Genomic DNA, 25,598 nt, shown 5'->3' with positions numbered 1-25,598 from the left:
CCCCACTTGCCCGGCATTGTACTCAATACACACGTGTTCACCCCCCCCCCCCCCCCCCCCCGGCCCCGGCCCCCGCCCCGGGGGCGCCCCCCCCCCCCCCCCGGGCCCGGGTGGTCGACCTCGGCCGTCGGCCGTCAGGCGGCTTCGAAGCCCGCGTGGTCGGCGATCTTCTTCAGCTCCGCCAGGGCGTGCTTCTCGATCTGCCGGATCCGCTCCCGGGTGAGGCCGTGCTGCTTGCCCACCTCGGTGAGGGTGCGCTCGCGGCCGTCCTCCATCCCGTAGCGGGAGCGGATGATCGAGGCGGTGCGGTCGTCCAGCCGCCCGATCAGGCCGTCCAGTTCCTCACGGCGGAGCATGACCATCACGGCGTCTTCGGGGGACGTCGCCCCGGTGTCCTCCACCAGGTCGCCGAACTGGGTCTCGCCCTCGTCGTCGACCGACATGTTGAGGCTCACCGGGTCGCGCGCCCAGTCCAGCACGTCCTTGATCCGGGCCTCGGTGGTGTCCAGCTCGGCCGCGATCTCGGCCGGCTCCGCCTCGCGGCCCAGCTCCTTGGACTTCTCGCGCTGCACCCGGCGGATCCGGCCGAGCTCCTCGACCAGGTGCACGGGCAACCGGATGGTGCGGGACTGATCGGCGATCGAGCGGGTGATCGCCTGCCGGATCCACCACGTCGCGTAGGTGGAGAACTTGAAGCCCTTGGCGTAGTCGAACTTCTCGACGGCACGCACCAGGCCGGCGTTGCCCTCCTGGATGAGGTCCAGCAGGGGCAGGCCGCTGCGCGGGTACCGCCGGGCGACGGCCACCACCAGGCGGAGGTTCGAGCGGATGAAGACGTCCTTGGCGCGCTCGGCGTCGGCGGCTATCGCCTCCAACTCCTCGCGCGTGACGCCGTCGGGGAGTTGACCGTCGGGGAGTTCGCTCTCGTCCAGCAGGTGCTGGGCGTACACACCGGCCTCGATCCGCAGCGAGAGCTCGACCTCCTCGGCGGCATCGAGCAGGGGCGTCCTGGCGATCTCGTCGAGGTACATACCGACCAGGTCGCGGTCGGCCTCAAGGTTGGTCGGGCGGGCCGCGCGAGTCCGGTCGGCCCTGTCGCGAACGACGGCACGGGTGGCCATGCTTGCTCCCTTTGCTGGTGTTGCCGAGGTCTGCCTGCCTGCCCCCCAGGAGGGCAAGAAGTGCGGGCCCCGGGGGGCTCACACGTAACGATCCAACGAACAGATTCCGGACAACATTCCCAAGTCGTTCAGATTCTTCCTCGCGATGCAGTATCCTGCCGGTTTTCACCCCGGTTCTGGACGCTCGGTGACCACCCAGGCACCTCGGGTGCCCGTTCGCGACTGTTCGTGGAACGTTTCTTCACCCACCGCACACGCAACCGTCGCCCATTGGTTGAACAGGCGAACGATCGCGGACGTTCCCGGGCTCCCCCGGAATCCGCCCGCGCCCGCCCCCCGGCGCACGCAGGTCCTCCGCACAAATGATGCCGAATCGCTATCACTCCGGCTCCTGAACAGCGCGGCGCGCTGGGAAGGTGTCAGGCATGCACCTGACCAACAGCACGACACCCGTCACCGTGCGTCATCGCCGTCTCCTCCGGGACGCGTCGGTCGCGCTGGGCTGCGCCGCGCTGTTCGGCCTCCTGGCGGTGCTGGTGACGGGCCGCTGGTACCCCCTGCACCAGTTCGACCAGGAGTGGATCGGCGAACTCCACACCTATGCGCGGGAACACCGGATCTGGACCGCAGCGGTGCAGACCCTCTCCGACATCGGCGGCCCCGTCACGATGCGTATCCTCCTAGGCTTCGCGGCCGCCTGGCTCCTGCTGATCGGCGCCCGGATGCTGGCCGGCTGGGTGGCCGCCCAGGCGCTGGTCGGCTGGGGCGCCCAGTGGGCGCTCAAGCTGGCCGTCGACCGGCAGCGGCCCGCCTTCGCCGACCCGGTGTCGCACGCCGGCGGTCCGGCCTTCCCCTCCGGGCACGCCATGGCCTCGGCGATCACCTGCGCCGTCCTGGTCGGCCTGGTCTGGTACCGGGTCGACCGGCGCGGCCGGACCGCCGCCTGCGCCGTGGCCGCGGCGACGGTGCTGACCATCGGCTGGACCAGGACCGCCCTCGGGGTGCACTGGCCCAGCGACGTGGTGGCCGGCTGGCTGGCCGCCGGCGCCGTGCTGGGCGTCGTGACGGCCGTGATCGAACTCTGGCGGCCCGGCGCGCTGGCCCGGGACGTACGGCGGGTCAACTGGCGCACCAGGCCCCGGGTACAGCGGGTCATCGTGTCGCCCGTCCGGACGCCGCAGACCGACGGGCCGCTGGACGAGGGCGAGTTGGACGGTCCGGTTCGCTGACCTGACCTGACCTGCCTCCGCCGGCCCGACCCGCCTCGTCTCGTCTCGCCTCGTCTCGCGTCCGCTGACGCACCCGTCCGGGCCCGGAACGCCGGAGGCCCCCCGAGGCCCTTGGGTTCTAGCGATCGTTGCAACACCCCGGTTCAAGGGGTGCAATGTTTCGAGTCCGGGATGACCGGAGGCCTCAAGGCGCAGGCAGGGCCCTGATCCGGGAGCGGGACGAATCGGCAATGCGAACCCGCCGCCCTGGAGGCTCCCCGCCGCTGTAGTTCTTCCCCACGCCGTTGGCCCGAAGAACAGCCATTCCAGCGCCCACCCCCATGGCCTTCACCATCCTGCGGCGCCACATCGCAATTCCACTGCGGCGACCGGAGGTTTCCCTTACCCTCCGGATACAAACGAAGGCGGGTATTCCGAAACGGAGCCCGGCTGAACGCCTCATTCGGCGGGAGCGCCGGAGACCGGGGCATGGCGGGACGGGTGGAGGGGGGAATGCCGCAGGCCCTCCGCCCCGGGGTGGGGGGAGGGCCTGCGAGCTGCGGTGCTGTTGTGCCCCAGGCAGGATTCGAACCTGCGACACCGGCTTTAGGAGAGCCGTGCTCTATCCCCTGAGCTACTGAGGCGGGGCTTGTCTGAAACCTTGCACGGAACTCGCTGCGCGAGTCGGGTGCGTGGGCCTCGGGCAAGGCGGTGAGTGTCGTGTCGGCGGAGCCTTGGGTACACCCCGTCGGGGGTGATGAGACGCCCGCCTGGACGCTCGATCCACAGAGTACCGGATCGGGGGTCTGGCGGGCGTGGAGGTTGTGGGACCGGCCGGTCCGGGGTTGGTCAGGTGGTGAGCTGGAACTCGCTGCGGGTGGCGTGGAGGGCCCGGCCGGTGGAGTTCCGGGCGAGGACGAAGCCGAGGGTGAGCAGGTGTTGGGCGGGAACGCCGTAGGAGATCAGGCGGCGGTTCCGGAGTGAGGCGTCGAGTTGGGCGTTTCCGGATTCGGAGTCGTTGCGGCCTCCGTAGCGGGTCTGGTGGGTGCGGGTGCCGCGGTGTTCGAGTTCGGTGATGGCGATGGGGACGAGCTGGGTGGTGCCGTCGGCGTCATGGGGCTCCTCACCGACGCCGGCGTCGCCTTCGAGGCGAAGGAGTTGCCGCGGTCGAAGGAGGCCGACCTGCAGTTCGTCTCCCTCCGGTCTGCGGATAGCCTCGACCTCGCGTTGACGTACGACAGCGAGGTCTTCTCCCCCGAGCGGGCCGAGGCCTACCTCGTCCGCCTGCGTGCGGTCGTCGAGGCCATGGCTGCCGACCGGCCCGTCGTCGAGATCCTCGAGCAGGAGGAACGGACAGTATGAGCGAGACCCAGAACGCCGAGATCCTGGCGGAGTTGGACGCCGCCCGCCGTGTGGCCGGGGTGGCCGCCGGGCACGGCGAGGTGGTGCGCGAGTTCACGGCCGACGGCTCGGAGTGCCGCATCGTCTACTCGCGCCTGGCCGAGGGCGAGGCCGAGGAGGTCATCCGCACGGAGCAGGCGCTGGCCCGGGAGGGCGGCTACACCCTGGAGTGAAAGGTCTACGGCCACGACGTGCCGTCCGGCCTGGGCGCGCTCCTGGTGGCCGCGGGCTTCGAGCCCGACGATGAGGAGCAGGTCCTGGTGCTCCCGGCCGATGAGGCTGCCCTGGCGGCGTTCGACACCGACAGGTACGACGTCCGTCGCGTGCAGGACGAGTCGGGGCTCGACGACTACGCCGAGATCGCCCGGGAGATCGGCCGGAAGAACCCGGAAGGGGAGCGGCAGCAGCTGGCGCTCCTCCTGCGGGAGGAACCCGGGGCGATGAGCGTCCACATCGCCTACGTGGACGGCGAACCGGTGTCCTGCGGTCGGGTCCACTTCCAGGACGGCACCCCCTTCGCGGAGTTGGCGGGCGGCCGCACCAAGACGACCCACCGGGAGCGGGGGCTGTTCTCGGCGGTCGTGGGCGCCAGGCTGAAGGAGGCCCGGGAGCGGGGCAGGACGGTGCTGGTCACCGACGCGCTCCCGACCTCGGAGCCCATCCTCCGCAAGCGCGGCTTCCGGGCGGTCACCTCGACCACTCCGTACGTGTACGAGCCGGAGGCCTGAGCCGGGTCACCCGCGGGCGCGGCGGAGACCGCGACGGGTGCCCCCGCCCCTCAGGTGCTCTCCGCCGCACGCCGCCGTCATCCTGCCTCGCCGGCCGATGAGTTCGGCTTCGTCGCGCCGGCGGACGACCCGTATGCGGACCTGGGCTTCGCCGCGGCGCGGCAGCCTTCCATGGATGTGCACACCGAGCGAGTGACCAGGCTCATGAGCCTGTCACAGGACGGCGTGCGGCAGCACCACACGTGTGCAGGGCGGCGGCGGGCGTCTCCGACTCGCCGACTGTTGCCGGCTCGATGACCACTCGTCGGCTCGCGGCGCTCGCACGGCCGACGCCGGGACGAACTCCGTACCTGTACAACGGGTTTCGTCGAGGCCGCGGGCCGAGGGGTGCCGGTGGGTGCTGTCAGGGCCGACGCATGTGACGGGGGCAGCGGAGGGGGAGCCGGGCGGGCCGGGCTCCCCCTCCGCCGGGAGGGTCAGAGGAGGCGCAGCAGGCGGGACTGGATGGACGGCGGGTCCAGGTCGGACTGGAGGGCCACCCGGACCTCCGTCTTGCTGTCGCCCGCGCCGACCCGCAGCGTGCCGACCTCCTTGCCCGCCGCCTCGTGGTGGTGCAGGGCGAAGGGGTCCATGGTGATGGTGCCGTTGACGCCCGGGAAGCCGGGCACCACGAGGTCGTTGGTCGCGACGACCGGGACCTTTCCGCCGAGCCCGTCGTCCACGGTGCCGACGACGTCGCCCTTCTTCACCACGGTCTGGCCGGTCAGCCCGTTCTGCGCGGCCTGGATCTGCTTGCCGCTGACCTTGAGGACGGTGGGCAGGATGCCGTCGCCCGGGTTCGGGGAGGTGGCCTGCTGGCCGAGGGTGACGCCGAGGATCAGCCGCTTCACGCCGCCGATGTCCTTGTAGGCGGCCCACATCAGGCAGCCGCCGGCCGGGGTGCTGGAGCCGGTCTTGACGCCGATGACGCCGGTCTTCGGGTTGATCAGGTTGTTGGTGTTGGAGATCTTCACGTTGTTGAACGTGGTGTCCGGGGTGGAGACGATCTGCCGGAAGATCTCGTCCTGCATGACCTGCTCGGCCAGCTTCAGCTGGTCCTTCGCGGTGGACTTGGTGTCCGCGTTGAAGCCCGCCGGATCGGCGTAGGTGGTGTTGGTCATGCCGAACTTGGCCGCGGTGTCGTTCATCTGCTTGACGAACGCCTCCTCGGAGCCGGAGTGGAAGCGGGCGAGCAGCCGGGCCACGTTGTTGGCGGACGGCAGCATCAGCAGTTCCAGCGCCTGGTACTCGGTGAGCTCCTGGTTCTCGACCAGCGTCACCCGGGACTCGTCGGCGTTGCCGGACTCCTGCGCGGCCTGCTTGTCGACCTTGATCTTGGGACCGCTCTCCCCCTTCTTGAGCGGGTACTTCTGCAGGATCAGGTAGGCGTTCATCACCTTGGTGACGCTGGCGATCGAGGCCGGCGTCTCCTGGCCCGAGCTGCCGAGGCTGCCGACGCCGACCACCTCGGCGGCGGACTGGCCCTTGGCCGGCCAGGCGAGGTCGAGCTGGTCGCCGGAGAAGCTGAAGCTGCCCGCGGCCGTCATCCGCAGCTTCGGGTCCGGCAGCGGGCGCAGCAGCTGGGCCACGACGACCGCGCCGAGCACCACGGCCAGGAACACCGTCCAGATGGTGATTCGCTTGAGCGCGCGCCGCAGCGGCGAGACCGGGCGGGCGTTGAGGGTGGCCAGCACCTCCATCGCCTCGGCCGTGTTCTCCGGCGAGGGCTGGGGCTGGGGCTGGGGCTGGGGCTGGGGCTGGGGCGGCAGCTGCGGGGAGGGCAGCGGCTCGGGCCGGGGCAGCGGCGGGACGGGCGGCACCGGCCGCGGGTCCGGCTCGGGCAGCGGCGTCGGCGCAGGCGCTGGGCCCGGCTTCGGCTTCGGGGCCGGTGCGGGCAGCGGTTCCGGGGTCGGGTCCGGCTCGGGCAGCGGAGCGGGCTCCGGGGGCTCGGGGACGGTACCGGGAGCGGCAGCGGCGGGCGGAGTCGCGGGAGCTGCGGGAGCGCGCAGCGGCTTGGGCTTCTCCAGCTTCTCGGACCGGCCCGACTCCTGACCAGGCTGCCCGCTCTTGGTCAGTGCGACGGGTTCGGTGGGTGCGGCGGCCTTGTCGGCGGTGGCGGTGGCGTCGTCGGGCGTGTCGGCGGCGGCGGTGGCGTCGTCGTCGGGCGTGTCGGCTCCGTCGTCCGCCGTGTCGGTCTCGGCGGCCCGCTCGGCCTGTGCCGGCTTCTCGGCGCTGCCGGCCGGCTTGTCCGCGGCCTTCCCGGCGGCCTCCTCGGCCACCGCGGTGGTCCGCATGGCGAGACGCGGGTCGGCGACGGGCGGCCGCTCGGCGGTCCCCTTCTTTCCGTCCGCCTCCGGCGCGTCCTTCTCCTCCCCCGCGTCGCCGTCGGAACCGTCCTCGTCGGCGGGCTTCAGCAGCTCCGCCGGCAGTCGCAGCGCGGTGGTCTTGTTGTCCACCGGGAGGCGCAGCATCGTCGTCCGGCTGTCCACATCCCGGACACGGAGCTCCACGGTCAGGCCGCCCTTGGCGCCCGCCTTCGGCGCGTCGGCGCCTCCCTCGGCGCTTCCCTCGGAGGACGCGCCGACGGCGGCCTCGACGGAGGTGTCGGCACCGGAGGAGGCGTCAGCGGACGCGTCGGAGGAGGCGTCAGCGGGAGCCCCGGCTGACGCCCCGGGGGCAGTCGCGCCCGTCTCTTCGCGTTCGCGGTCCCGCTCCCGCTCGTCGTCCCTCAGCACCCTGTCGGGGGACTCGCCCACGTATCCCAGCCTCCTCAACGCCCGGCGGGGCATCGGCAGACCCGATTTCGGGAAGCCGACGCCCCGCCCCGTGTACCTGTACAGTCTCCGCCACCGGCGGCCGATCCAGCCGCGCACACCCCGCCCGACCGGGGCTTATTGCCGCCGCACGGCCGCAACGCGGTCTGTTCAAGGGTCAGACGCCGGGCCCGAGGCCGCCGGTTCCGCGCCTTCACCGCAAGGTCACGATTCGGAGGCGTACTCGACAAGCCCGTGTGAGAGGCGTCACCCTGTCTCTCATCCACGCGGGGAGGCTTGGATGGGCAAGAGCCGCAGAACTGTTCCCGAGGAACTCTTGCTGCTCGCTTTGGACCCGACCACGGGTACCACGGCGCAGCCGCAGACCCTCGACCTCGGACTCGCCGGGGCCCAGCTCGTCGAGCTGTCCCTGGCCGGACGGATCGTACCGGAGGGCGACCGGATCGCCGTCGTGCTCGCACGGCCGACCGGGGACCCGACCCTCGACCACGCACTGGAACTGCTGCGCCGACGCGGCAGTCCGGTCCGTGCGGCGCACTGGATCGGCGGGCCCCGGCTGGGGCTGCGACAGACGTACCTGGCGCACCTGGAGCGCTGCGGCATGGTCACGGCCGTGCCGGGGCAGATGTGCGGGGTGCTGCCGACGACCCGGTACCAGGCGTCCGACGACTGCACCAACGCCGCGATCAAGCAGCGGCTCGACACCGCGATCCGCACCGGCGTGCCGCCGGACCCGCGGACGGCCGCGCTCGCGGCCCTCGCCCACTCGGTGGGGCTGGGCAAGCACCTGTACCCGGGCAACGAGGGCCGGTCCTCACGGTCGCGGCTGCGCGACCTGATCCGGTACGACCCGCTGGGCGGGATGGTCGCGCACGCCGTGATGGACGTGCAGAACGGCCTGCCCGCGCAGCAGAACCGTTCATCCCAGGGTTCCGGGGCCGGTTCCGGGGCCGGGGCTGGTTCCGGTCGCTCCGGCGCCCGGGCCGCGGGCCGGGCCCCGGGCGGGCGGGTCTCCGCTCCCCGGGTCGGGGTGCGCTGACCGGGAGGGCCGCCGGGCCCGTACCGGGCGACGGCCTGCACGGCGCACCCGACGGAACGTCCGGCGACGCACCGGGCACACCCGGCGCGCAGCACACCGTTCGCGCCCCTCGGCGGCGCTGAACGACCCATCGCACGTCTCCGCACCACCGGGACGACCGGTACCACCCGCACCTCCGGCACCATCCGCACCGCGAAAAGCACGAGAAGCACGAGGAGCACAGAGGGGCGGTCGCCCCGCGACGCAAGTCGCCCGGCGACCGCCCCTCTGCCGTTCCCGCAGGCCCGTCGAGGCCCATCGCACGTACCCGGTTCGAGTCGCCGAGCCGCATTACCACCTGGGAGCTTCCGCTGTCTCACGGACGCGCTTTTCCGATGATCTGTTCTACTGCGCTGCTGTGATTCCCCGGCGCCGACCTGGCCCAAGGTGACATGCTGCTCCAAGTCAGGGGGGTTGGTCCCAATGTCCGAAGTGTTCCGAGGGCTGCCGTTCCAACGATCACCAGAGGTTCGGCCGGAGGTCGACGTGTCCGCGAACATCAATCCCACCGTGCGCCGCCGAAGGCTCGGCTCCGAGCTGCGCAAACTCCGCGAGGGCCTGGGGATGACGGCGGAGGAGGTGGCCGGCCGGCTGATGGTCTCCCAGTCGAAGATCAGCCGGCTGGAGAACGGCCGCCGCAGCATCAGCCAGCGCGACGTGCGCGACCTCTGCGATGTGTACAACGTGGCCGACGAACAGATGCGCAGCAGCCTGATGGAGATGGCCAAGGAGTCCCGCCAGCGCGGCTGGTGGCACGACTTCAACGACATGCCGACCCCGTACAGCGTCTACATCGGGCTGGAGGCCGAGGCCTCCTCGATCCGCGCGTACGAGTCCTCCTTCATCCCCGGGCTGTTGCAGACCGAGCAGTACGCCCAGGCGGTGGTCGAGGGCACCCAGCCGGACACCGACGCGATCGCGGTGCAGCGCCGGGTGCAGGTGCGGATGAAGCGCCAGGAGCGCGTCCACGGCGAGAACCAGCTCGGCAGCCTGTGGACCGTCATAGACGAGGCGGCGCTGCGCCGCGAGGTCGGCAGTCGCGAGGTGATGGCCCGCCAGCTGCGGCAGATGCTGGAGCTGAGCCTGCGCCCGAACATCACCATCCAGGTGATCCCGTTCTCGCACGGTGCCCACCCCGGCATGACCGGGACATTCTCCCTGCTGGAGTTCCCGGAGTCAGCCGATTCCACGGTTGTCTACTTCGAAGGTGTGACGAGCGATCTCTACCTGGAGAAGGAGGCCGATGTGCGCCGCTATACCGGTCTGTACGACTACCTGAGAGCGGCCGCGCTCGGTGTCGCGGAGAGCCGGTCGCTGATAGCCGACATCGAAAAGGGATACCACGAATGAGCACCCCCGCCGAGCACGGAACCCGTTGGCGCAAGAGCAGTCACAGCGGAGGCCAGGGCGCCTGCGTGGAGATCGCCGGACCGGCCGCGGGAGCGGTCGCGGTCCGGGACTCCAAGGACCCGGCCGGGCCGCAACTGCGCTTCTCCACCCAGGCCTGGAACGCCTTCGCCTCGGCTGCGGCCGCGGGGGCCTTCGGCGAGGTCTGAACGGGACCCGTGCTCGGCCCAGTTGCCCGTAGCGCTGTCCGTCGCCCCGAGCGGCGGTCGGCGCTACGGGCAACTGCCGTTCCGGGGGCTGTCCTTCACTCGGGCGTCGACCAGGAGGACGCCGCCCCGGGTCGGCACTGCTCAGTGCGCCACCGGGTAGCGGACGGCCCAGTCGGCCCCCTCCTGGCTCTGCCGGTCGTGCAGTTCGGTGCCGTGGGTCAGCTCCAGGGCGAAGTCGTCGGCGAGTTCGAGGATCGCCCCGCGCCCCTCCAGCCCCGCGACCAGGCCCGGCGGCAGGGCGGTGTCGCCGTGCAGCACGCCGAGCAGGTTGCCGCAGATCGCGCCGGTGGAGTCGCTGTCCCCGGAGTGGTTGACGGCCAGCAGCAGGCCCGAGCGGACGTCGTGGGCGACCAGCGCGCAGTAGACCCCGATGGCCAGCGCCTCCTCGGCCACCCAGCCCTCCCCCAGCGCCTCGACCCGCTCGGCGGACGGCTCGCCGGCCCGGACCGCGTCCAGCGCGGCCCGCAGCGCGGCGGTGGTCTCCTCGTGCGCATGCCGCTCGGAGAGCAGGGCCAGCGCCAGGTGGACGCCCTCCTCCAGGGTGCCGCCGCGGGCGACGGCCTGGACGATCACCGCGAACGCGCCCGCCGCGAGGTAGCCGGTGGGGTGGCCGTGGGTGAGCACCGAGCACTCCACCGCGAGCTGGAACACCAGGCCCGGCTCCCAGGTGGTGAGCAGCCCGAAGGGCGCCGCCCGGACCACCGTGCCGCAGCCCTTGGAGTGCGGGTTCTTGGGCCGCTCCAGGGTGCCGAGCCGCTCGCCGTCCGGGCCGGAGAGGCCGGTCAGGCAGCCCTGGCCGGGGGCGCGCTGGGCGTACAGCCACTCCTCGCGGCCGAGCCAGCCGAGGTCGGGGCGGCGCTCGTCCGGGCCCCAGTCGCGCTGGGTGGCGGCCCAGCGCAGGTAGGCCAGGTGGAGGTCGGTCGGCGGGTGCCAGCTGCCGGTGTCACGCCGGATGTGGGCGCGGATCAGGCCGTCCACGGTGAACAGGCTGAGCTGGGTGTCGTCGGTGACGGCGCCGGTGCGCCCGTAGGCGGGGAGGTAGCCGGTGACGCCCTGCGGACCGTGCTGGGCCCGGATCTTCTCAAGCGATTCGAACTCGACGCCGGCGCCGAGTGCGTCACCGATGGCACCGCCGAGCAGGCAGCCGCGCACACGGCTGCGGAAGTCCTGCTGCTGGGCTCGTGACCACAGTGGCATCACGACGGGGCGCCTTTCGTCGGGGTCGGGGGCCGCGCGCACGGCCGGGGCCGCCGATGCGCCCTGGCACTGTACTTCGAAGGCTTGAACGAAAGGACGGCATCCCACGGAGTCCGCCGCCCCCGCCCGGCCCCGGCCGGAACCGTCCTTACCCGCACAGCCCCTGCCCGTACCGCCCCCTACGGCCCACGCCCCGGCCGCCGCCCGAACGGCGGCCGGGGTCCCGGTTGCCCGGTCTCAGTCGAGGACGGGCAGCAGCTCCGGCAGGTGCCCGTCCGAGGCGAGTGCCGCCTCCCGCCGCTCGGCGGGCACCTCGCCGTAGAGGGTGGTGCGCTGGCGGTGCGGGCGGCCGGCCGCCTCGGCGATCGCCTGGAGGTCGCGCACCGACTTGTAGCTGCCGTACGCCGATCCGGCCATCCGCGAGATGGTCTCCTCCATCAGCGTGCCGCCGAGGTCGTTGGCGCCGGAGCGGAGCATCTCGGCGGCGCCCTCCGCGCCCAGCTTGACCCAGCTGGTCTGGATGTTGGGGATGTGCGGGTGCAGCAGCAGCCGGGCCATCGCGACCACGGCCCGGTTGTCCCGGGCGGTCGGGCCGGGGCGGGCGATGCCGGCCAGGTAGACCGGGGCGTTGGTGTGGATGAACGGGAGGGTGACGAACTCGGTGAAACCACCGGTGCGTTGCTGGATCCCGGCGAGCAGCCGCAGGTGCCCGAGCCAGTGCGCGGGGGTGTCCACGTGCCCGTACATCATGGTGGACGAGGAGCGGATGCCCAGCTCGTGCGCGGTGGTGACCACCTCGACCCAGGTCGCGGCCGGCAGCTTGCCCTTGGTGAGCACCCAGCGGACCTCGTCGTCGAGGATCTCGGCGGCGGTGCCGGGGATGGTGTCCAGGCCGGACTCCTTGGCCCGCTGCAGCCAGTCGCGGATCGACAGGCCGGTCCTGGTGGCGCCGTTGACCACCTCCATCGGGGAGAAGGCGTGCACGTGGATGCCGGGCACCCGCTCCTTCACCGCGCGGGCGATGTCGAAGTAGGCGGTGCCGGGCAGGTCCGGGTGGATGCCGCCCTGCATGCACACCTCGGTGGCGCCCACCTCCCAGGCCTGCGCGGCCCGTTCGGCGACCTGTTCCAGGGAGAGGGTGTAGGCGTCGGCGTCGGTGCGGCGCTGGGCGAAGGCGCAGAAGCGGCAGCCGGTGTAGCAGACGTTGGTGAAGTTGATGTTCCGGGTGACGCAGTAGGTGACGTCCTCGCCGACCGCCGCCCTGCGGACGTCGTCGGCGATCCGGCACAGGGCGTCCAGGGCCGGGCCGTCCGCGTGGAACAGCGCCAGCGCGTGCTCGTCGGTGAGCCTGGTCGGGTCGTCGGCGGCCACCGCCAGCGCCTCGCGCAGGTCCCCGGCGAGGCGCTCGGGCGCGCCCTTGGCCAGCACCTGCTCGCGCAGCACCTCCCAGTCGCCGTACACGTCCTCGAAGTCGGCCCGGCGGTCGCCGGTGCGGCCCTCGGTGTCGACGGCGGTGTGCAGGTCGGTCCGGCCGTACGACTCCGGCAGGTCCTCGGGCTCCTGCCAGGGGCGGCCCTGGACGGACGCGTCCGGGTTCGCCAGGCCGGTGGCCGGGTCGGCCAGGGCGCGGACGTGCGGCAGCACCCGCGGGTCCAGCCAGGGTTCGCCGCGCAGCACGTACTCGGGGTAGACGGCGAGGCGCTCGCGCAGGGTGAAGCCGGCCGCGGCGGAGCGCTCGGCGAGGCGGTCGATCTGCGGCCAGGGGCGCTCGGGGTTGACGTGGTCCGGGGTGAGCGGGGAGACGCCGCCCCAGTCGTCCACGCCGGCGGCGATCAGCCGCTCGTACTCGCCGTCGACCAGGTTCGGCGGCGCCTGGAGGCAGGCGGTCGGACCGAGCAGGTGCCGGGCGACCGCCACCGTGGCGACCAGCTCGTCCAGTTCGGCGTCGGGCATGCCGCGCATCGCGGTGTCCGGCTTGGCGCGGAAGTTCTGCAGGATCAGTTCCTGGACGCCGTGGTAGGCCCGGGAGACCTTGCGCAGGGCGAACAGCGACTCGGCGCGCTCCTGGTAGGTCTCGCCGATGCCGATCAGCAGGCCGCTGGTGAAGGGGACGGAGCTGCGGCCCGCGTCCTCCAGCACCCGCAGCCGGACGGCGGGTTCCTTGTCCGGGGAGCCGAAGTGCGGGCCGCCGGGCTCGCTCCACAGCCGGGTGGCGGTGGTCTCCAGCATCATGCCCATGGACGCCGAGACCGGCTTGAGGCGCTGGAAGTCCGTCCAGTTGAGCACCCCGGGGTTGAGGTGCGGCAGCAGGCCGGTCTCCTCCAGGATGCGGATCGACATCGCCCGGACGTAGGCGATGGTGTCGTCGTAGCCGTGCGCGTCCAGCCACTCGCGGGCCTCGGGCCAGCGGTCCTCGGGCTTGTCGCCGAGCGTGATCAGGGCTTCCTTGCAGCCGAGTTCGGCCCCGCGCCGGGCCACCTCCAGCACCTCGTCCGGGGACATGAACATCCCGTGGCCTGCCCGGCGCAGCTTGCCGGGGACGGTGGCGAAGGTGCAGTAGTGGCACTTGTCGCGGCAGAGCCGGGTGAGCGGGATGAACACGCTCTTGGAGTAGGTGATGACGCCGGGGCGGCCGGCCGCCTCCAGGCCGGCGTCGCGCACCCGGGCGGCGCTCGCACAGAGGTCGAGCAGGTCCGCGCCCCTGGCCTGGAGCAGCACGGCGGCCTCGGTGAGGTCGAGGGCCACGCCGTCCCGGGCGCGACGAAGGGCGCGTCGCATGGCGTTCGCGGTCGGAGGGTTGCTTGCGTCCGTGGCGGTTCCGTCCATGGCGCGACCCTACGCCAGGGTGGTACGGCGGGATGACGGAACCCTGAGGCGCTCTCAGGGTCGATGTACCCACCAGGTTCACCTCGAAGTGCCCCTGCAGGGCGATGACGTGGCGGCGGCACCGGCCTCTAATGGAGGAGCAGGACCAAACGCACGGGTTCGTAGAGGAGTTGAGGACGCCATGACCAATGAGACGGCGGGGGACGACCGTTCGGACGGCGGGGTGCCGTACCGCTCGCGGCGGCGCACCCTGGTGCGCGCCGGGGTGCCGGTGGCGGTCGCCGCGGTGATCGCGGCCGGGGTCGGGCTGGTGCCGGCGCTGGCCGCCGACTCGCCGCCCGACCTGCCGCAGCTGTCCGCCGAGCAGGTGGTGGCCAAGGCGCTCGGCTCCGACGCCCAGACCCTGTCCGGGACGGTCTCCGTCTCCACCGACCTCGGGGTGCCCAGCCAGCTGCTGGGCGCGGCCGCGGGCAGCCTCGGCGCGGCGGCCGGGCACGGCGGCGGCGGGGGCGGCGCGACCGCGGACCCGCAGGCCAAGCTGCTCGGCCTGCTCGGCGGCGACCGGACGCTGCGGGTCGCGGTGGACGGCCCGGACCGTCAGCGGGTCGACCTGATGGAGGACATGGCGGGCTACACCCTGGTCCACAACGGCGACCAGAGCTGGGCCTGGGACAGCTCGACCAACACCGCCCTGCACATGACCGGGCGGCCGGCCGACCACGCCGACCACGCCGGGAAGCCGAAGACCCCGCTCACCGGGGTGCCGACCACCCCGCAGGAGGCCGCCAAGCAGTTCCTGACCGGCAGCGCCGGCACCACCTCGGTCACCGTGGCCGGGACGGCCAACGTGGCCGGGCAGAAGGCCTACCAGCTGAGCGTCAAGCCGACCCAGTCCGGCTCGACCATCGCCGAGGTGCGGATCTCGGTCGCCGCCGACAACGGGGTGCCGCTGGCCGTGGCGGTGAAGTCCACCGACGGCTCCACCGTGCTGGACGTGCACTTCACCGACGTCTCCTTCGCCAAGCCGGCCGCCAAGACCTTCGACTTCACCGTGCCCAAGGGCGCCAAGGTGACGGAGAAGAAGGCGGACGAGGCGGCCAAGGGCGCCGAGGGCAAGCAGGGCAAGCACGACGCCCAGGGCGAGCAGGGCAAGGGCGGCCACGACGGGGTCGACGTGATCGGCGAGGGCTGGACGGCCGTCGTCTCCACCGAGCTGCCCAGCAGCGTCGGTGCGCCCGAGCAGGGTTCGCAGGGCGACGGCAAGGCCGACGGCAAGCAGGGCAAGCACCGCAGCAAGCCCTCGATGAACCCGCAGGCGCTGGTGAAGTCGCTCGGCAAGCCGGTCGGCGGCGGCACCCTGATCAGCACCAAGGTCGTCAACGTCCTGCTCACCGACGACGGCCGGGTCTTCGCCGGTGCGGTGACCCTGCCGGTCCTCCAGCACGCCGCCGGGGTGAACTGACGGATGACCGAGGCTCCCGTAACGGGGGACGTTACGGAGTCGGCCGGGGGCCCGGGCGCCGCGTCGCGCCCGGCCCCCGCTCCTTCCGCTCCCCCCGTCTCCCTCACCGACGACGTGATCAGGACCCGCGGCCTGACCAAGCGCTTCCCCGGCGGTCAGCTCGCCGTCGACGGCCTGGACCTGACCGTGCCGCGCGGCTCCGTGTTCGGCTTCCTCGGCCCCAACGGCTCCGGCAAGACCACCACCATCCGGATGTTGATGGGCCTGATCGCCCCCACCTCCGGCGCGGCCACCGTGCTCGGCGAGTCGATGCCGCGGTCCGTCGCCACCGTGCTGCCCCGGGTGGGCGCCCTGATCGAGGGCCCGGCGCTGTACGGCTTCCTCTCCGGCCGGGACAACCTGGTCCGCTTCGACGCCGCCGACCCGACCGCCGACCCGCGCACCCGCCGGCAGCGGGTCGAGACCGCGCTGGAGCGGGTCGGCCTGAGCGCCGCCGCCGGGAAGAAGGCCCGCGCCTACTCGCTCGGCATGAAGCAGCGCCTGGGCCTGGCCTCCGCGCTGCTGCAGCCGCGCGAGCTGCTGGTGCTGGACGAGCCGACCAACGGGCTGGACCCGCAGGGCATGCGGGAGATCCGGGCGCTGGTCCGGGAGGTCGCGGCGGAGGGCACCACGGTGTTCCTCTCCTCGCACCTGCTGGACGAGATCGAACAGGTCTGCTCCCACGCGGCGGTGATGTCCCGGGGCCGGCTGGTCGTCCAGGGCACCGTGGCCGAGCTGGCCGCCCGGGCCCAGGGGCGGCTGGTGGTCCGCACCCCCGACGTGGCGCAGGCCGCCGAGGTGCTGGCCGCCCACCAGGTGGGCGCGCTGGTACCCGGCGAGGACCGGGTCGACGGCGAGCTGGGCGCCGGCGACGACGAGGCGCTGCCCAAGCTGTGCGCGGCACTGGTCGAGGCCGGGGTCCGGGTGCACGGGTTCGGGCTGGAGCGGGGCACGTTGGAGGACGCCTTCGTGGCGCTGACCGGGGAGGGCTTCGATGTCGCAGGCTGAGGCGACGGGGGCTGCGGTGACCGGCGCCGCGGCGACGGGTGCCGGAACGGCGGGTGCCGGGACGACGGGGGCCGGCACGGTGCCGGTGACCGGTCGGCGGCCGCAGACCGCGTCCGGCTTCCTGGCGCTGTTCCGCAACGAGCTGCACCTGACGTTCCGCCGGATGCGCACCAAGGTGCTGCTGGGCATCCTGGCGCTGCTGCCGATCCTGATCGGCGTGGTGGTCAAGCTCAACACCGACAGCCCGCACGAGGGCGGCGGCGGCCCGAGCTTCATCGCGCAGACCACCCAGAACGGCCTGTTCCTGGTGTTCACCGCGCTGGCGGTGGCCCTGCCGGTCTTCCTGCCGATGACGGTCGGCGTGGTCGCCGGGGACTCGGTGGCGGGCGAGGCGGCCACCGGGACGCTGCGCTACCTGCTGGTCGCCCCGGCCGGGCGGACCAGGCTGCTGGCCGCCAAGTTCACCGCCGGGCTGGTGTTCTGCCTGGCGGCCACCGCGGCGGTCGCGGTGACGGCGCTGGCCACCGGCGCCACCCTGTTCCCGCTCGGCGAGGTCACTCTGATCTCCGGGGACACCATCGGCTTCGGCGACGCCCTGCTGCGGGCGGTGCTGGTGGCCGGGGTGGTCGCGGTCTCGCTGGCCGGGCTGGTGGCGATCGGGCTGTTCGTCTCCACCCTCACCGGCAGCGGCATCGCGGCGATGGCCGCGACCGTCGGGCTGGTGATCACGGTGCAGATCCTGGACGCCTTCCCGCAGCTGGACGCGATCCGGCCGTTCCTGTTCACCCACTACTGGATGAGCTTCTCGGACCTGCTGCGCGAGCCGATGTACTGGGACGGCGTGTGGAAGGACCTCGGCCTGCAGGCCGCCTACGTCGCCGTGTTCGGCTCGGCGGCCTGGGCCCGGTTCACCAGCCGCGACATCAGCGCGTGACCGGCGGGCCCGTCAGCGGGTGACGGGCTCCGTCACGGGTTCCGCCGCGGGCTCCGCCACGGGTTCCGCCGCAGGGGCGGGCTGCGGCACGGCCGCGGCCCGCCCGGCGCGGTCGGCCCGCACCTGGCGCAGCGCGTCCCAGGTGAGCATCGCGAGCGCGGCCCACACCAGGGCGAAGCCGGCCCAGCGTGCGGGCGGCATCGACTCGTGGAACACCGCGACGCCGATCAGGAACTGGAACACCGGCGCCAGGTACTGCAGCAGGCCGAGCACCGTCAGCGGCACCCGGACGGCGGCCGCGCCGAAGAACAGCAGCGGGATCGCGGTGATCACCCCGCTGAGCATCAGCAGCCCGGAGTGCCCCCAGCCGTACGAGCCGGCCACCGTGTGCCCGAAGGTGCCGCGCCCGCTGACCTCGAGGTAGACCAGGTAGCCGAGGGCGAAGGGGAACATGAAGGCGCTCTCCGCGGCCAGGCTCTCCAGCCCGCTCAGCCCGACCTGCTTCTTCAGCAGGCCGTAGGTGGCGAAGGAGAGCGCCAGGGTGAGCGCGATCCAGGGCAGCTGCCCGTAGGCGGCGGTGAGCACCGCGACGGCGGCCGCGCCGATGCCGACGGCCGTCCACTGCGCACCGCGCAGCTTCTCCTTGAGCACCAGGACACCGAAGCCGATGGTGACCAGCGGGTTGATGAAGTAGCCGAGGCTGGTCTCCACCACGTGGCCGTTGTTGACGGCCCAGATGTAGACGCCCCAGTTGACGGAGATCACGGTGGCCGCGCCGGCCAGCATGGCGAGCCGGCGGGGCTGGCGCAGCAGCGGGCGTATCCAGCTCCAGTGCCGCTGGGCGACCAGCATCAGCACCACCGCGACCAGGGACCAGACCATCCGGTTGGCCAGGATGTCGTCGGCGGCGCCGGGCTCCAGCAGGGGCCAGAACAGGGGGAAGAGCCCCCAGATCCCGTAGGCCGCCATGCCGTACCAGAGGCCTCGGCCGCTGTCCTGCTGGGTCGTCTGTGGCATGGCCGAGTGCCCTCCCGCGCGCGCGAATATCGATGCGACGGTAGCGGGCGGGAGGGCAGCCTGTCATCTCCGTTTCCGGATTTTGGTCATGACAGTGCTTGCATGCTGGGACAGGCCCGGCGTTCGGGCCGGTCAGCGACGGTCGGAGGTCGCCGGGGCCGGGCCGGGCCGGCGTCCGCCTCAGGCGCCGAGCGCGACGCGGACGGACTCCGCCAGCGGGACGGTCGGGCGGCCGATCAGCCGGGCCAGGTCGCCCGGGGTGCCGGCCAGCTCGCCGCGCGCGATGCCCGCGTCCACGTCGACCAGGGCCTCCGCGAAGCCCTGCGGCAGGCCCGCGCCGACCAGGACGTCCAGGTGCTCGGCCGGGGTGACGTTCCGGTGCGCGACCGGCTTGCCGGAGGCCTGCGCCAGCTCGGCGGCCAGCTCGGGCAGGCTCCAGGCAGCGTCGCCGCTCAGCTCGTACACCCGGTTCGGCCCGTCCTCCCGCAGCAGCACGGCGACCGCCGCGTCCGCGTAGTCCTGGCGCGGGGCGGTGGCGACCCGCCCGTCCCCGGCGCTGCCGAGCACCACGCCGCGCTCGACGGTGCCGGCCGCGTCGCCCAGGTAGTTCTCGGTGTACCAGCCGTTGCGCAGGAAGGCGTACGGGAGGCCGGAGGCGAGGATCAGCTCCTCGGTCGCCTTGTGCTCGTCGGCCAGCCGGAAGGTCGCCGCCCCCGGGATGCTGGTGTAGGCGAGCAGGGCGACCCCGGCGGCCTTCGCGGCCTCGACCACGGCGCGGTGCTGCGGGATGCGGCGGCCGACCTCGCTGCCCGAGATCAGCAGCACCCGGTCTCCGGCGGCGAAGGCGCCGGCCAGGCTCTCCGGCCGGTCGTAGTCGACCACCCGGACGTCGACCCCGCGCTCGGCCAGATCGGCGGCCTTCCCGGCGGAGCGGACGGCGACCGCCACCTCGCTCGCGGGGACCGCGGCCAGCAGGCCCTCGACGACGAGACGGCCGAGCTGGCCGGTGGCTCCGGTGACGACGTACATGGGGTGCTCCTTCGGTTGGTGGCTCTGGCCTCGGAACTAACCCTAGGGATTGCACTAACCTTTCGAAAGTACGCACTTCAAAGTATGGTACTGATATGAAGGTAAGCGTCATGCAGGTGAGCGAGCTGCCCCCGGCGAACGTCTTCGACCGGATGTGCCCGTCCCGGGGCGTGCTGGAGCACGTCACCAGCCGCTGGGGCGTGCTCGTCCTCGGCGCGCTGCGCGAACGCGGCTACCGGTTCAGCGAACTGCGGCGGCAGGTCTCCGGGGTCAGCGAGAAGATGCTCGCCCAGACCCTCCAGACGCTGGAGCGGGACGGCTTCGTGCTGCGCGAGGCGCACCCGGTGATCCCGCCCAGGGTCGACTACAGCCTCACCCCGCTCGGGCGGGAGGCGGCGGAGCTGGTCGCGGCGCTCGCCCACTGGTCGGAGCGGCGGGTGGCCGCCGTGCTCACGGCGCGCGAGGAGTACGACGGGCGGGCCGCCGCGTCCTGACCAGGACGCGTCTACCGCTCCCCGCTACCGCTCCCTGATCAGGGCCTCCAGCCCGTCCAGCACGCGGGCCAGGCCGAAGGCGTACGCGTGGTCCGCGCTGTACGCGCCGCCGTGCGCCTCCCCGGCCGCGGCGCCGACGCGGGCGGCGACCGGGTGCCGCTCGGGGTCGAAGACCCGGGCCAGCAGCTCGGCGTTGGCCTGCCACCACTGGGCGTCGGTCAGCGCGCTGTCCTGCCGGGCGGCCCGCTCGTCGGCGGCCATCCGGGCGCAGGTCTGGACGAAGCCGAGCAGGTGGGTCAGCGCGGCGTCCAGCTCGACGTCGGGCAGGCCGGTGCCCTCCAGGGCGCGCAGCTCGTACTCGTACTTGGCCATCAGGCCCGGGCCGAGCGGCGGACGGCTGGTGGACACGGCGGCGACCCACGGGTGGGCGCGGAACAGCGCCCGGTTGTCGTCGGCGACCGCGGTGGCCCGGGACCGCCAGCCCGCGTCCGCCGGGGTGCTGCGCGGCATGGTGGCGTAGACGGTGTCCAGCATCAGGTCGAGCAGCTCGGCCTTGCCCGGCACGTAGGTGTAGAGGGCCATCGGGGACAGCCCCAGCTCCTGGGCGACCCGGCGCATGGTGACGGCGTCCACGCCCTCGGAGTCGGCCAGGGCGATGGCGACGGCGGCGATCTCGCCGGTCGAACGGGCCTGCCGGGGGCCGCGCCGGCCCGGCTTCTCCTCGGCGGTGAGCCCCCAGAGCAGGGCGAGGGTGCGCGCCGGGTCTCCGGCACTGCTGCGGTCGGTGGCCATGCGGAGGATCCTCCCACGGGAGGCGGCGGCTACCGTCTCCCCATGACGAGCCCTGAGCCACTCCCCGGCACGGACACCACCCAGGCCCTCCGCCCCCGGGTGACCTGCCGGCGCTGCCACCGGCCGCTGCACGACCCGGAGTCGCGGATGCTCCGGCTTGGGCCGGAGTGCCGGGACCCGGCGGAGCGGGTCGCCCGGTACGACGTCGACCAGGAGACCCTGCCGGGCGTGTAGGGCCGTCCGGCGTCCAGGCCGTCCGGCCGTCGGGGCGGGCCTCAGGAACGGGCTCAGGAACGGACCTCAGGAACGGGCTCGGGAACGGGCGTCAGGCGCGGGCCTCAGGAGCGGCCGAAGAGCCGGCGGAACAGGCCGGGGCGGGACGGCCCCGGCTCCTCCGACCGCTGCTGGTACTGCCGCTGCGGCGGTTCGGGCTCCGTCGGACCGGGCTCCTCGCCCTCCCCGGCCGCCTCGACCTCCCGGGCCTCCTCCACCTCCTCGGCGTCCCGCGCGTCGGCCTCGTCCCGCGCGTCGGCCTCGTCCAGCAGTCGCCGGGCGAGCTCGCGGTCGGGCTGCTCCGCCCACGGCGCGGCGAGCACCAGGGCGCAGTACGAGCGGAGGATCGTCACCACCCGGCTTCGGCTCGCCTCCGCGCTGTAGTGCAGCCGCTGCCGCAGCAGTCCGGCGACGTCGGCGCGCGCGTCGGGGTGGGTCCAGCCGATCGCGACCAGGGCGAAGCCGGCCGCCTCGACCACCCAGTCCTCCGGGCCGAGCAGCAGGTCGCGCAGCACCCGGCGGCGCTCGGAGCCCTCCCAGGGCTGGTCGGTGCGGTGGTGGGCGATGCCGAGGCAGGCGAAGGCCTGGACGGCGCGCACCCACAGCTCGGGCTGGTGGGCGAGCAGCGCGCGGCCGAGGTCGTCCTCCCGGGGCGTCGGCGGGTGGACCAGCACGCCGAGCAGTTCGTCCAGCGGGAGCCCGGCCAGCCGGACGGCGTGGTCGTAGGCGGCGGGGACGGTCGGCCAGACGATCTCGGCGGTGGCGCGCACGAGGTCGGCGCTGGACGGGGCGGGCGCGGCGACGGCCGGGCGGGGGTCGGTGCCGTCCCAGGCCCAGATCCGGGTGGTGGGCTCGGTCAGCGGCAGCCGGGGGTCGGGCTCGCCGACGGACCGGTAGGACACCGTGGAGCGCGGCAGCGCGAGCTGCACGGCCAGCACCGAGCTGGGCGGCTCGACGGCGGAGGCGGTGCAGTCGATCTCGGTGTCGCGGCCGGTGCCGGCGGAACCGAGCACCTGGTGCAGCACGTTGACGGTCGCCTCGGTGGCGCCGGAGACCATGCCGAGCCAGGGCTCCCGGTGGCTGAGCCGCTCCAGCAGGTCCTGGGCGTATTCGTGGTCGGGGTGGTCGCGGTGGTGGTCGGCGAGGGCGAGCAGGTGGGCCGCGTCGCCGTCGAGGGCGTGCCGCAGCCCGTGCACGGCGGGGCCGGCCTTGGGGTGGCCCGGTTCGGTGGCGAGGACGCGCTCCAGCCAGGGCAGGCCCTCGGCGGGCCGGCCGAGGGTGCCGTACAGCTCGGCGACGTCCACGGCGAGGTAGCTGCTGGAGTTGCCGTCGTCCGGTGCGACCCGGGCCAGTTCGGCCTCCCAGACGGCGAGCGCCTCCTCGGGGCGGCCGTCGGCGCGCAGGGCGTTGCCGAGCATCACGGAGGGCAGGTAGCCGGAGGCCAGCCGGTGGGCCCGCTCGGCGAGTTCGACCGCCCGGGTGGTGGCGCCGAAGCGGCGGGTCAGGCCGGAGGCCATCGCCAGCAGCAGCGGGTGCTCGGGGTGGTGGGCCACCACGGCCCGCAGGAAGCGCTCGAAGGGCCTGACGGCGTCGGCGAGTTCGGTGGGCAGCGGGTCGGGCAGCGCTCCGGCGGCGCGGGCCGCCGCCTGGGCGACGGCGTCCGGGTCGACCAGGACGGGCAGGTCCTCGCGGGCGAGCCAGGCGGCGTGCGCCCAGGGGCGGGCCGGCTCGTACTGGATCGCCGAGGCGAGCAGGCTGACGGCGGTGTCCCAGTCCCCGGCGGCGGCCTCCACGTGGGCGCGGCAGACGACCGTGCCCAGGTAGACCTCGCCGTCCAGCGGGAACAGCTCGCGGGCCGCGGCGGGGCCGCCCGCGGCGGCGCACAACTCGGCCAGGGCTTCGTGCAGTTCGGGCAGCTGGGGGTCGGCGAGGATGGCGTCGGCGAGGTGGTCGGCGGCGTGGCCGAGGTCGCCGGAGTCGATCGCCAGCCGGGCGACGGCCACCTCGCCCTCGGCCGCCAGCCGGTCGTCGCCCTCGTCGTCGGTGTGCGCCATGCCCTGTCCCCCGGGGTCCGCTCTGGTGTCGTGCGCGGATGAGGCTATCCGGTGTGTACGACTGCCGGATGATCACCCTGCGGTGAGATCGCCCCAACTCCCCGACCGGATATAACCCGTACGAGTGGTTTAGACCTCGGAAGAGTGCGGATCCCGGGGCGCCGCCGACCACGATGGCACCGGCGCTTCGAGCGCGAAGCACCTCTCCCTCCACGACACCCGACGAGGAACGATGACGCTTTCCCGCACCCTCGCCACGGCCGCCTCGGTGGCCGTGCTGAGCACCCTCGCCCTGACCGGCCCGACCGCCGCCCCGGCCTCCGCCGCAGGCTCGTTCGTGGTCAGCGAGGCCCAGTTCAACAAGATGTTCCCGAGCCGGAACTCCTTCTACACGTACCGGGGCCTCACCGACGCCCTGGGCGCCTACCCCGCCTTCACCGCCACCGGCGACAACGCCACCCGCAAGCGCGAGGCCGCCGCCTTCCTGGCCAACGTCAGCCACGAGACCGGCGGGCTCAAGTACGTCGTGGAGCAGAACACCGCCAACTACAGCCACTACTGCGACACTTCCCAGCCCTACGGCTGTCCGGCCGGGAAGTCCGCCTACTACGGGCGCGGACCGCTGCAGATCAGCTGGAACTTCAACTACAAGGCCGCGGGCGACGCCCTGCACATCGACCTGCTGCGCAACCCGAACCTGGTGCAGACCGACCCGGCCGTCTCCTGGAAGACCGCCCTCTGGTTCTGGGACACCCAGAAGGGCGCCGGCACGATGACCCCGCACGACGCCATCGTCAACAACCGGGGCTTCGGCGAGACCATCCGCAGCATCAACGGCGACCTGGAGTGCAACGGCAAGAACCCGGACGAGCGCAACGACCGGATCAACCTGTTCAAGCAGTTCACCGGCGTGCTCGGCACCGACGTCGGCGGCGGCAGCATCTCCTGCTGACCCCGATCCGCCGCCCCGGGCGGCGCTGCCCCCGGAGCGGGAGGTCGGCCGGCCGACCTCCCGTTCCACGGGCAAAAGCGTTCGCACCGGGCACGCCGCGGCTGCCACCATGCGAGCATGACGACCCTGTTCCTGCTGGTCGGGCTGCCCGGCGCCGGCAAGACGACACTCGCCCGCCGGCTCGCCGAGGAGCACCGAGCGGTCCGGCTGAGCCCCGACGAGTGGATGCTCCCGCTGTTCGGCCTGGCCGAGGCCGACGGCAAACGGGACGTCCTCGAAGGCCGCCTGCTCTCCCTCGGCCTGGGCGCCCTGCGCGCGGGGGCCGATGTCGTCGTCGACTTCGGCTGCTGGGGGCGCGATGAACGCTCCGCGATCCGCTGGCTGGCGGCCTCGGCCGGGGCGTCCTGCCGGCTGCTCTACCTCCCGGTGGACCAGGACACCCAACGCGCCCGCATCGCCCACCGCTGGGCCACCACCCCGGACGAGACCTTCCCGATGACCGAGGCCGCCATCCTGGACGGCCGCGCCCACTTCGAAGAACCCGACGCCGGAGAGCTGGCAGGCCACCGCCTCGACCCGCCCCCGGCCCCCTGGGCCGACTGGCACAGCTGGGCCGCCGACCGCTGGCCGTCCTTCACCTGACGCCGCTCAGGCGGCAGCCACGGGAGGACGTACCGGGCCCTCCGGACGAGCCGCTACGAGCGGGCGGTCGCCGGGTGGCCGACTCCGAGGACCTGAACATTTCAGGTCAAGAAATATTCAGGTCGGCGACGGTGTTGGCAAGGAGGTCGGCGCGGACGGTCCGCGTGCGGCTGGAAGGAGCGCGGCGCCGTGCGCGTGGAGATCTGGAGCGACATCAACTGCCCGTGGTGCTACATCGGCAAGGCCCGGTTCGAGCGGGCCCTGGCGGCGTTCCCGCACCGCGAGGAGGTGGAGGTCGTCCACCGTTCCTTCGAGCTGGACCCGCACGCGCCGAGCACGGCCCGCCCGCTGATCCCGCTGCTCGCCGCCAAGTACGGGCTGAGCCTGGACGAGGCCGAGGCGGCGGAGGCCCGGATCGCCGAGAACGCGCGCGGCGAGGGCCTGCCGTACCTGTCCGACGGGCGGGACGCCGCCAACTCCTTCGACATGCACCGGCTGCTGCACTTCGCCGCCGAGCACGGCCGGCAGGCCGAGCTGCTGGACGCGCTGTACCGGGCCAACTTCGCCGAGGAGCGCTCCGCCTTCGACCCCGGCCGACTGGTCGAGCTGGCCGTCGGGGCCGGGCTGGACGGCGAGGCCGCGGCCGCGGTGCTGGCCGACCCGGAGGCGTACGCGGAGGCGGTGCGCGAGGACGAGGCGACGGCGAGCGCCATGGGGGCGACGGGCGTGCCGTTCTTCGTCCTCGACCGGCGGCTCGGGGTGTCCGGCGCCCAGCCCGCCGAGACCTTCACCATGGCGCTGGAGCAGGCCTGGGAGAGCCGGGTGCCGACCCCGCTGGTCCAGGTCGGCGCGCCCGGCGACGCCGAGGCCTGCGGGCCGGACGGCTGCGAGCTGCCGCAGCGGTGACCGGGCTC

23 protein-coding genes and 1 tRNA gene are annotated in these 25,598 nt (G+C 73.3%); 15 read left to right on the top strand and 9 right to left on the bottom strand.

What is annotated here, in order from left to right; translation table 11 throughout:
• Positions 1-134: 134 nt before the first annotated feature.
• Positions 135-1,121 carry a sigma-70 family RNA polymerase sigma factor gene (locus ABTY61_RS13445; protein WP_350505103.1) on the bottom strand — a complete coding sequence of 329 codons (987 nt, stop codon included), beginning with the start codon at positions 1,119-1,121 and terminating at the stop codon, positions 135-137.
• A gap of 425 nt (positions 1,122-1,546) precedes the next feature.
• Between ABTY61_RS13445 and ABTY61_RS13440 the strand changes: the two genes are divergently transcribed.
• The gene (locus tag ABTY61_RS13440) at positions 1,547-2,350 is read left to right on the top strand and encodes a phosphatase PAP2 family protein (protein WP_350505102.1); all 804 of its coding nucleotides are present in this window, start codon (positions 1,547-1,549) and stop codon (positions 2,348-2,350) included.
• Positions 2,351-2,900: 550 nt separating this feature from the next.
• Here ABTY61_RS13440 and ABTY61_RS13435 read toward each other — a convergent pair.
• Positions 2,901-2,973, bottom strand: a tRNA-Arg gene (locus ABTY61_RS13435).
• A gap of 415 nt (positions 2,974-3,388) precedes the next feature.
• On the opposite strand from ABTY61_RS13435, the gene ABTY61_RS13430 reads away from it, so the two are divergent.
• From ABTY61_RS13430 to ABTY61_RS13420, 3 genes are read left to right on the top strand one after another with little or no spacing between them, the layout of a single operon-like run.
• The gene (locus ABTY61_RS13430; RefSeq protein WP_350505101.1) at positions 3,389-3,691 is read left to right on the top strand and encodes a hypothetical protein; all 303 of its coding nucleotides are present in this window, start codon (positions 3,389-3,391) and stop codon (positions 3,689-3,691) included.
• Entirely contained in the window at positions 3,688-3,903 is a 216-nt protein-coding gene (locus ABTY61_RS13425; RefSeq protein ID WP_350505100.1) for a hypothetical protein, read from the top strand. The genes ABTY61_RS13430 and ABTY61_RS13425 overlap by 4 nt, the downstream gene beginning before the upstream one ends.
• A gap of 18 nt (positions 3,904-3,921) precedes the next feature.
• Entirely contained in the window at positions 3,922-4,458 is a 537-nt protein-coding gene (locus tag ABTY61_RS13420; RefSeq protein ID WP_350505099.1) for a GNAT family N-acetyltransferase, read from the top strand.
• 476 nt (positions 4,459-4,934) lie between these two features.
• Here the strand turns inward: ABTY61_RS13420 and ABTY61_RS13415 are convergent, their stop codons facing one another.
• The gene (locus tag ABTY61_RS13415) at positions 4,935-7,253 is read right to left on the bottom strand and encodes a D-alanyl-D-alanine carboxypeptidase (RefSeq protein WP_350505098.1); all 2,319 of its coding nucleotides are present in this window, start codon (positions 7,251-7,253) and stop codon (positions 4,935-4,937) included.
• 298 nt (positions 7,254-7,551) lie between these two features.
• Here ABTY61_RS13415 and ABTY61_RS13410 point away from each other — a divergent pair, with 298 nt between their 5' ends.
• From ABTY61_RS13410 to ABTY61_RS13400, 3 genes are all read left to right on the top strand, one after another.
• The gene (locus ABTY61_RS13410) at positions 7,552-8,310 is read left to right on the top strand and encodes a GOLPH3/VPS74 family protein (RefSeq protein ID WP_350505097.1); all 759 of its coding nucleotides are present in this window, start codon (positions 7,552-7,554) and stop codon (positions 8,308-8,310) included.
• A 525-nt stretch (positions 8,311-8,835) separates the two neighbouring features.
• The gene (locus ABTY61_RS13405) at positions 8,836-9,699 is read left to right on the top strand and encodes a helix-turn-helix domain-containing protein (RefSeq protein ID WP_350505096.1); all 864 of its coding nucleotides are present in this window, start codon (positions 8,836-8,838) and stop codon (positions 9,697-9,699) included.
• The gene (locus ABTY61_RS13400; RefSeq protein WP_350505095.1) at positions 9,696-9,905 is read left to right on the top strand and encodes a DUF397 domain-containing protein; all 210 of its coding nucleotides are present in this window, start codon (positions 9,696-9,698) and stop codon (positions 9,903-9,905) included. Before ABTY61_RS13405 ends, ABTY61_RS13400 begins: the two co-directional genes overlap by 4 nt.
• Positions 9,906-10,046: 141 nt before the next feature.
• Here ABTY61_RS13400 and ABTY61_RS13395 read toward each other — a convergent pair whose 3' ends face one another.
• A complete protein-coding gene (locus tag ABTY61_RS13395; protein WP_350505094.1) occupies positions 10,047-11,162 on the bottom strand; it encodes an ADP-ribosylglycohydrolase family protein in 1,116 nt (371 codons plus the stop codon).
• 237 nt (positions 11,163-11,399) lie between these two features.
• A complete protein-coding gene (locus tag ABTY61_RS13390; RefSeq protein WP_350505093.1) occupies positions 11,400-13,988 on the bottom strand; it encodes a bifunctional FO biosynthesis protein CofGH in 2,589 nt (862 codons plus the stop codon).
• A gap of 181 nt (positions 13,989-14,169) precedes the next feature.
• On the opposite strand from ABTY61_RS13390, the gene ABTY61_RS13385 reads away from it, so the two are divergent.
• Genes ABTY61_RS13385 through ABTY61_RS13375 form a run of 3 tightly spaced genes read left to right on the top strand, consistent with a single transcriptional unit; the run spans position 14,170 to position 17,431 of the window.
• The gene (locus ABTY61_RS13385; protein ID WP_350505092.1) at positions 14,170-15,450 is read left to right on the top strand and encodes a LolA family protein; all 1,281 of its coding nucleotides are present in this window, start codon (positions 14,170-14,172) and stop codon (positions 15,448-15,450) included.
• Between the two features lie 3 nt (positions 15,451-15,453).
• Positions 15,454-16,497: an ABC transporter ATP-binding protein gene (locus ABTY61_RS13380; protein WP_350505091.1), complete on the top strand. Its 1,044-nt coding sequence runs from the start codon at positions 15,454-15,456 to the stop codon at positions 16,495-16,497.
• Entirely contained in the window at positions 16,484-17,431 is a 948-nt protein-coding gene (locus ABTY61_RS13375) for an ABC transporter permease (protein WP_350505090.1), read from the top strand. Before ABTY61_RS13380 ends, ABTY61_RS13375 begins: the two co-directional genes overlap by 14 nt.
• Before the next feature lie 12 nt (positions 17,432-17,443).
• On the opposite strand, the gene rarD is transcribed toward ABTY61_RS13375, so the two are convergent.
• Complete coding sequence (rarD, locus tag ABTY61_RS13370; protein ID WP_350505089.1) at positions 17,444-18,448, bottom strand: EamA family transporter RarD; 1,005 nt, start codon at positions 18,446-18,448, stop codon at positions 17,444-17,446.
• A gap of 180 nt (positions 18,449-18,628) precedes the next feature.
• A complete protein-coding gene (locus ABTY61_RS13365) occupies positions 18,629-19,477 on the bottom strand; it encodes an SDR family oxidoreductase (RefSeq protein ID WP_350505088.1) in 849 nt (282 codons plus the stop codon).
• 95 nt (positions 19,478-19,572) lie between these two features.
• On the opposite strand from ABTY61_RS13365, the gene ABTY61_RS13360 reads away from it, so the two are divergent.
• On the top strand, positions 19,573-19,971 hold the full coding sequence (locus ABTY61_RS13360) for a winged helix-turn-helix transcriptional regulator (protein ID WP_350505087.1): 399 nt from the start codon (positions 19,573-19,575) through the stop codon (positions 19,969-19,971).
• A 24-nt stretch (positions 19,972-19,995) separates the two neighbouring features.
• On the opposite strand, the gene ABTY61_RS13355 is transcribed toward ABTY61_RS13360, so the two are convergent.
• The gene (locus ABTY61_RS13355) at positions 19,996-20,763 is read right to left on the bottom strand and encodes a TetR/AcrR family transcriptional regulator (RefSeq protein WP_350505086.1); all 768 of its coding nucleotides are present in this window, start codon (positions 20,761-20,763) and stop codon (positions 19,996-19,998) included.
• A gap of 42 nt (positions 20,764-20,805) precedes the next feature.
• On the opposite strand from ABTY61_RS13355, the gene ABTY61_RS13350 reads away from it, so the two are divergent.
• Positions 20,806-20,997 carry a DUF6011 domain-containing protein gene (locus ABTY61_RS13350; protein WP_350505085.1) on the top strand — a complete coding sequence of 64 codons (192 nt, stop codon included), beginning with the start codon at positions 20,806-20,808 and terminating at the stop codon, positions 20,995-20,997.
• Between the two features lie 104 nt (positions 20,998-21,101).
• On the opposite strand, the gene ABTY61_RS13345 is transcribed toward ABTY61_RS13350, so the two are convergent.
• On the bottom strand, positions 21,102-23,090 hold the full coding sequence (locus ABTY61_RS13345; RefSeq protein WP_350505084.1) for a tetratricopeptide repeat protein: 1,989 nt from the start codon (positions 23,088-23,090) through the stop codon (positions 21,102-21,104).
• Positions 23,091-23,322: 232 nt separating this feature from the next.
• Here ABTY61_RS13345 and ABTY61_RS13340 point away from each other — a divergent pair, with 232 nt between their 5' ends.
• The 3 genes from ABTY61_RS13340 (at position 23,323) to ABTY61_RS13330 (ending at position 25,590) form a co-directional block, all read left to right on the top strand.
• Positions 23,323-24,042: a chitinase gene (locus ABTY61_RS13340; protein ID WP_350505083.1), complete on the top strand. Its 720-nt coding sequence runs from the start codon at positions 23,323-23,325 to the stop codon at positions 24,040-24,042.
• A gap of 117 nt (positions 24,043-24,159) precedes the next feature.
• A complete protein-coding gene (locus tag ABTY61_RS13335) occupies positions 24,160-24,684 on the top strand; it encodes a P-loop nucleotide/nucleoside kinase family protein (protein ID WP_350505082.1) in 525 nt (174 codons plus the stop codon).
• A 189-nt stretch (positions 24,685-24,873) separates the two neighbouring features.
• Positions 24,874-25,590 carry a DsbA family oxidoreductase gene (locus ABTY61_RS13330; protein WP_350505081.1) on the top strand — a complete coding sequence of 239 codons (717 nt, stop codon included), beginning with the start codon at positions 24,874-24,876 and terminating at the stop codon, positions 25,588-25,590.
• The last annotated feature ends 8 nt before the right edge of the window (positions 25,591-25,598 follow it).

The sequence above is a fragment of the Kitasatospora sp. NPDC096128 genome, assembly GCF_040303105.1.
GTDB lineage: Bacteria > Actinomycetota > Actinomycetes > Streptomycetales > Streptomycetaceae > Kitasatospora.
The sequence above is the reverse complement of the archived record's forward strand: the minus strand, read 5'-3'. Positions and strand labels throughout refer to the sequence as shown.

Excerpts from the sequence above, each read along its gene's own strand:
- ABTY61_RS13380 (WP_350505091.1), top strand. The coding sequence starts at position 15,454 with ATGACCGAGGCTCCCGTAACGGGGGACGTTACGGAGTCGGCCGGGGGC.
- ABTY61_RS13390 (WP_350505093.1), bottom strand. The coding sequence starts at position 13,988 with ATGGACGGAACCGCCACGGACGCAAGCAACCCTCCGACCGCGAACGCC.
- ABTY61_RS13355 (WP_350505086.1), bottom strand. The coding sequence starts at position 20,763 with ATGGCCACCGACCGCAGCAGTGCCGGAGACCCGGCGCGCACCCTCGCC.
- ABTY61_RS13400 (WP_350505095.1), top strand. The coding sequence starts at position 9,696 with ATGAGCACCCCCGCCGAGCACGGAACCCGTTGGCGCAAGAGCAGTCAC.
- ABTY61_RS13345 (WP_350505084.1), bottom strand. The coding sequence starts at position 23,090 with ATGGCGCACACCGACGACGAGGGCGACGACCGGCTGGCGGCCGAGGGC.
- ABTY61_RS13335 (WP_350505082.1), top strand. The coding sequence starts at position 24,160 with ATGACGACCCTGTTCCTGCTGGTCGGGCTGCCCGGCGCCGGCAAGACG.
- ABTY61_RS13385 (WP_350505092.1), top strand. The coding sequence starts at position 14,170 with ATGACCAATGAGACGGCGGGGGACGACCGTTCGGACGGCGGGGTGCCG.
- ABTY61_RS13440 (WP_350505102.1), top strand. The coding sequence starts at position 1,547 with ATGCACCTGACCAACAGCACGACACCCGTCACCGTGCGTCATCGCCGT.
- ABTY61_RS13360 (WP_350505087.1), top strand. The coding sequence starts at position 19,573 with ATGAAGGTAAGCGTCATGCAGGTGAGCGAGCTGCCCCCGGCGAACGTC.
- ABTY61_RS13350 (WP_350505085.1), top strand. The coding sequence starts at position 20,806 with ATGACGAGCCCTGAGCCACTCCCCGGCACGGACACCACCCAGGCCCTC.
- ABTY61_RS13375 (WP_350505090.1), top strand. The coding sequence starts at position 16,484 with ATGTCGCAGGCTGAGGCGACGGGGGCTGCGGTGACCGGCGCCGCGGCG.
- ABTY61_RS13445 (WP_350505103.1), bottom strand. The coding sequence starts at position 1,121 with ATGGCCACCCGTGCCGTCGTTCGCGACAGGGCCGACCGGACTCGCGCG.
- rarD (WP_350505089.1), bottom strand. The coding sequence starts at position 18,448 with ATGCCACAGACGACCCAGCAGGACAGCGGCCGAGGCCTCTGGTACGGC.
- ABTY61_RS13365 (WP_350505088.1), bottom strand. The coding sequence starts at position 19,477 with ATGTACGTCGTCACCGGAGCCACCGGCCAGCTCGGCCGTCTCGTCGTC.
- ABTY61_RS13410 (WP_350505097.1), top strand. The coding sequence starts at position 7,552 with ATGGGCAAGAGCCGCAGAACTGTTCCCGAGGAACTCTTGCTGCTCGCT.
- ABTY61_RS13425 (WP_350505100.1), top strand. The coding sequence starts at position 3,688 with ATGAGCGAGACCCAGAACGCCGAGATCCTGGCGGAGTTGGACGCCGCC.
- ABTY61_RS13340 (WP_350505083.1), top strand. The coding sequence starts at position 23,323 with ATGACGCTTTCCCGCACCCTCGCCACGGCCGCCTCGGTGGCCGTGCTG.
- ABTY61_RS13395 (WP_350505094.1), bottom strand. The coding sequence starts at position 11,162 with ATGCCACTGTGGTCACGAGCCCAGCAGCAGGACTTCCGCAGCCGTGTG.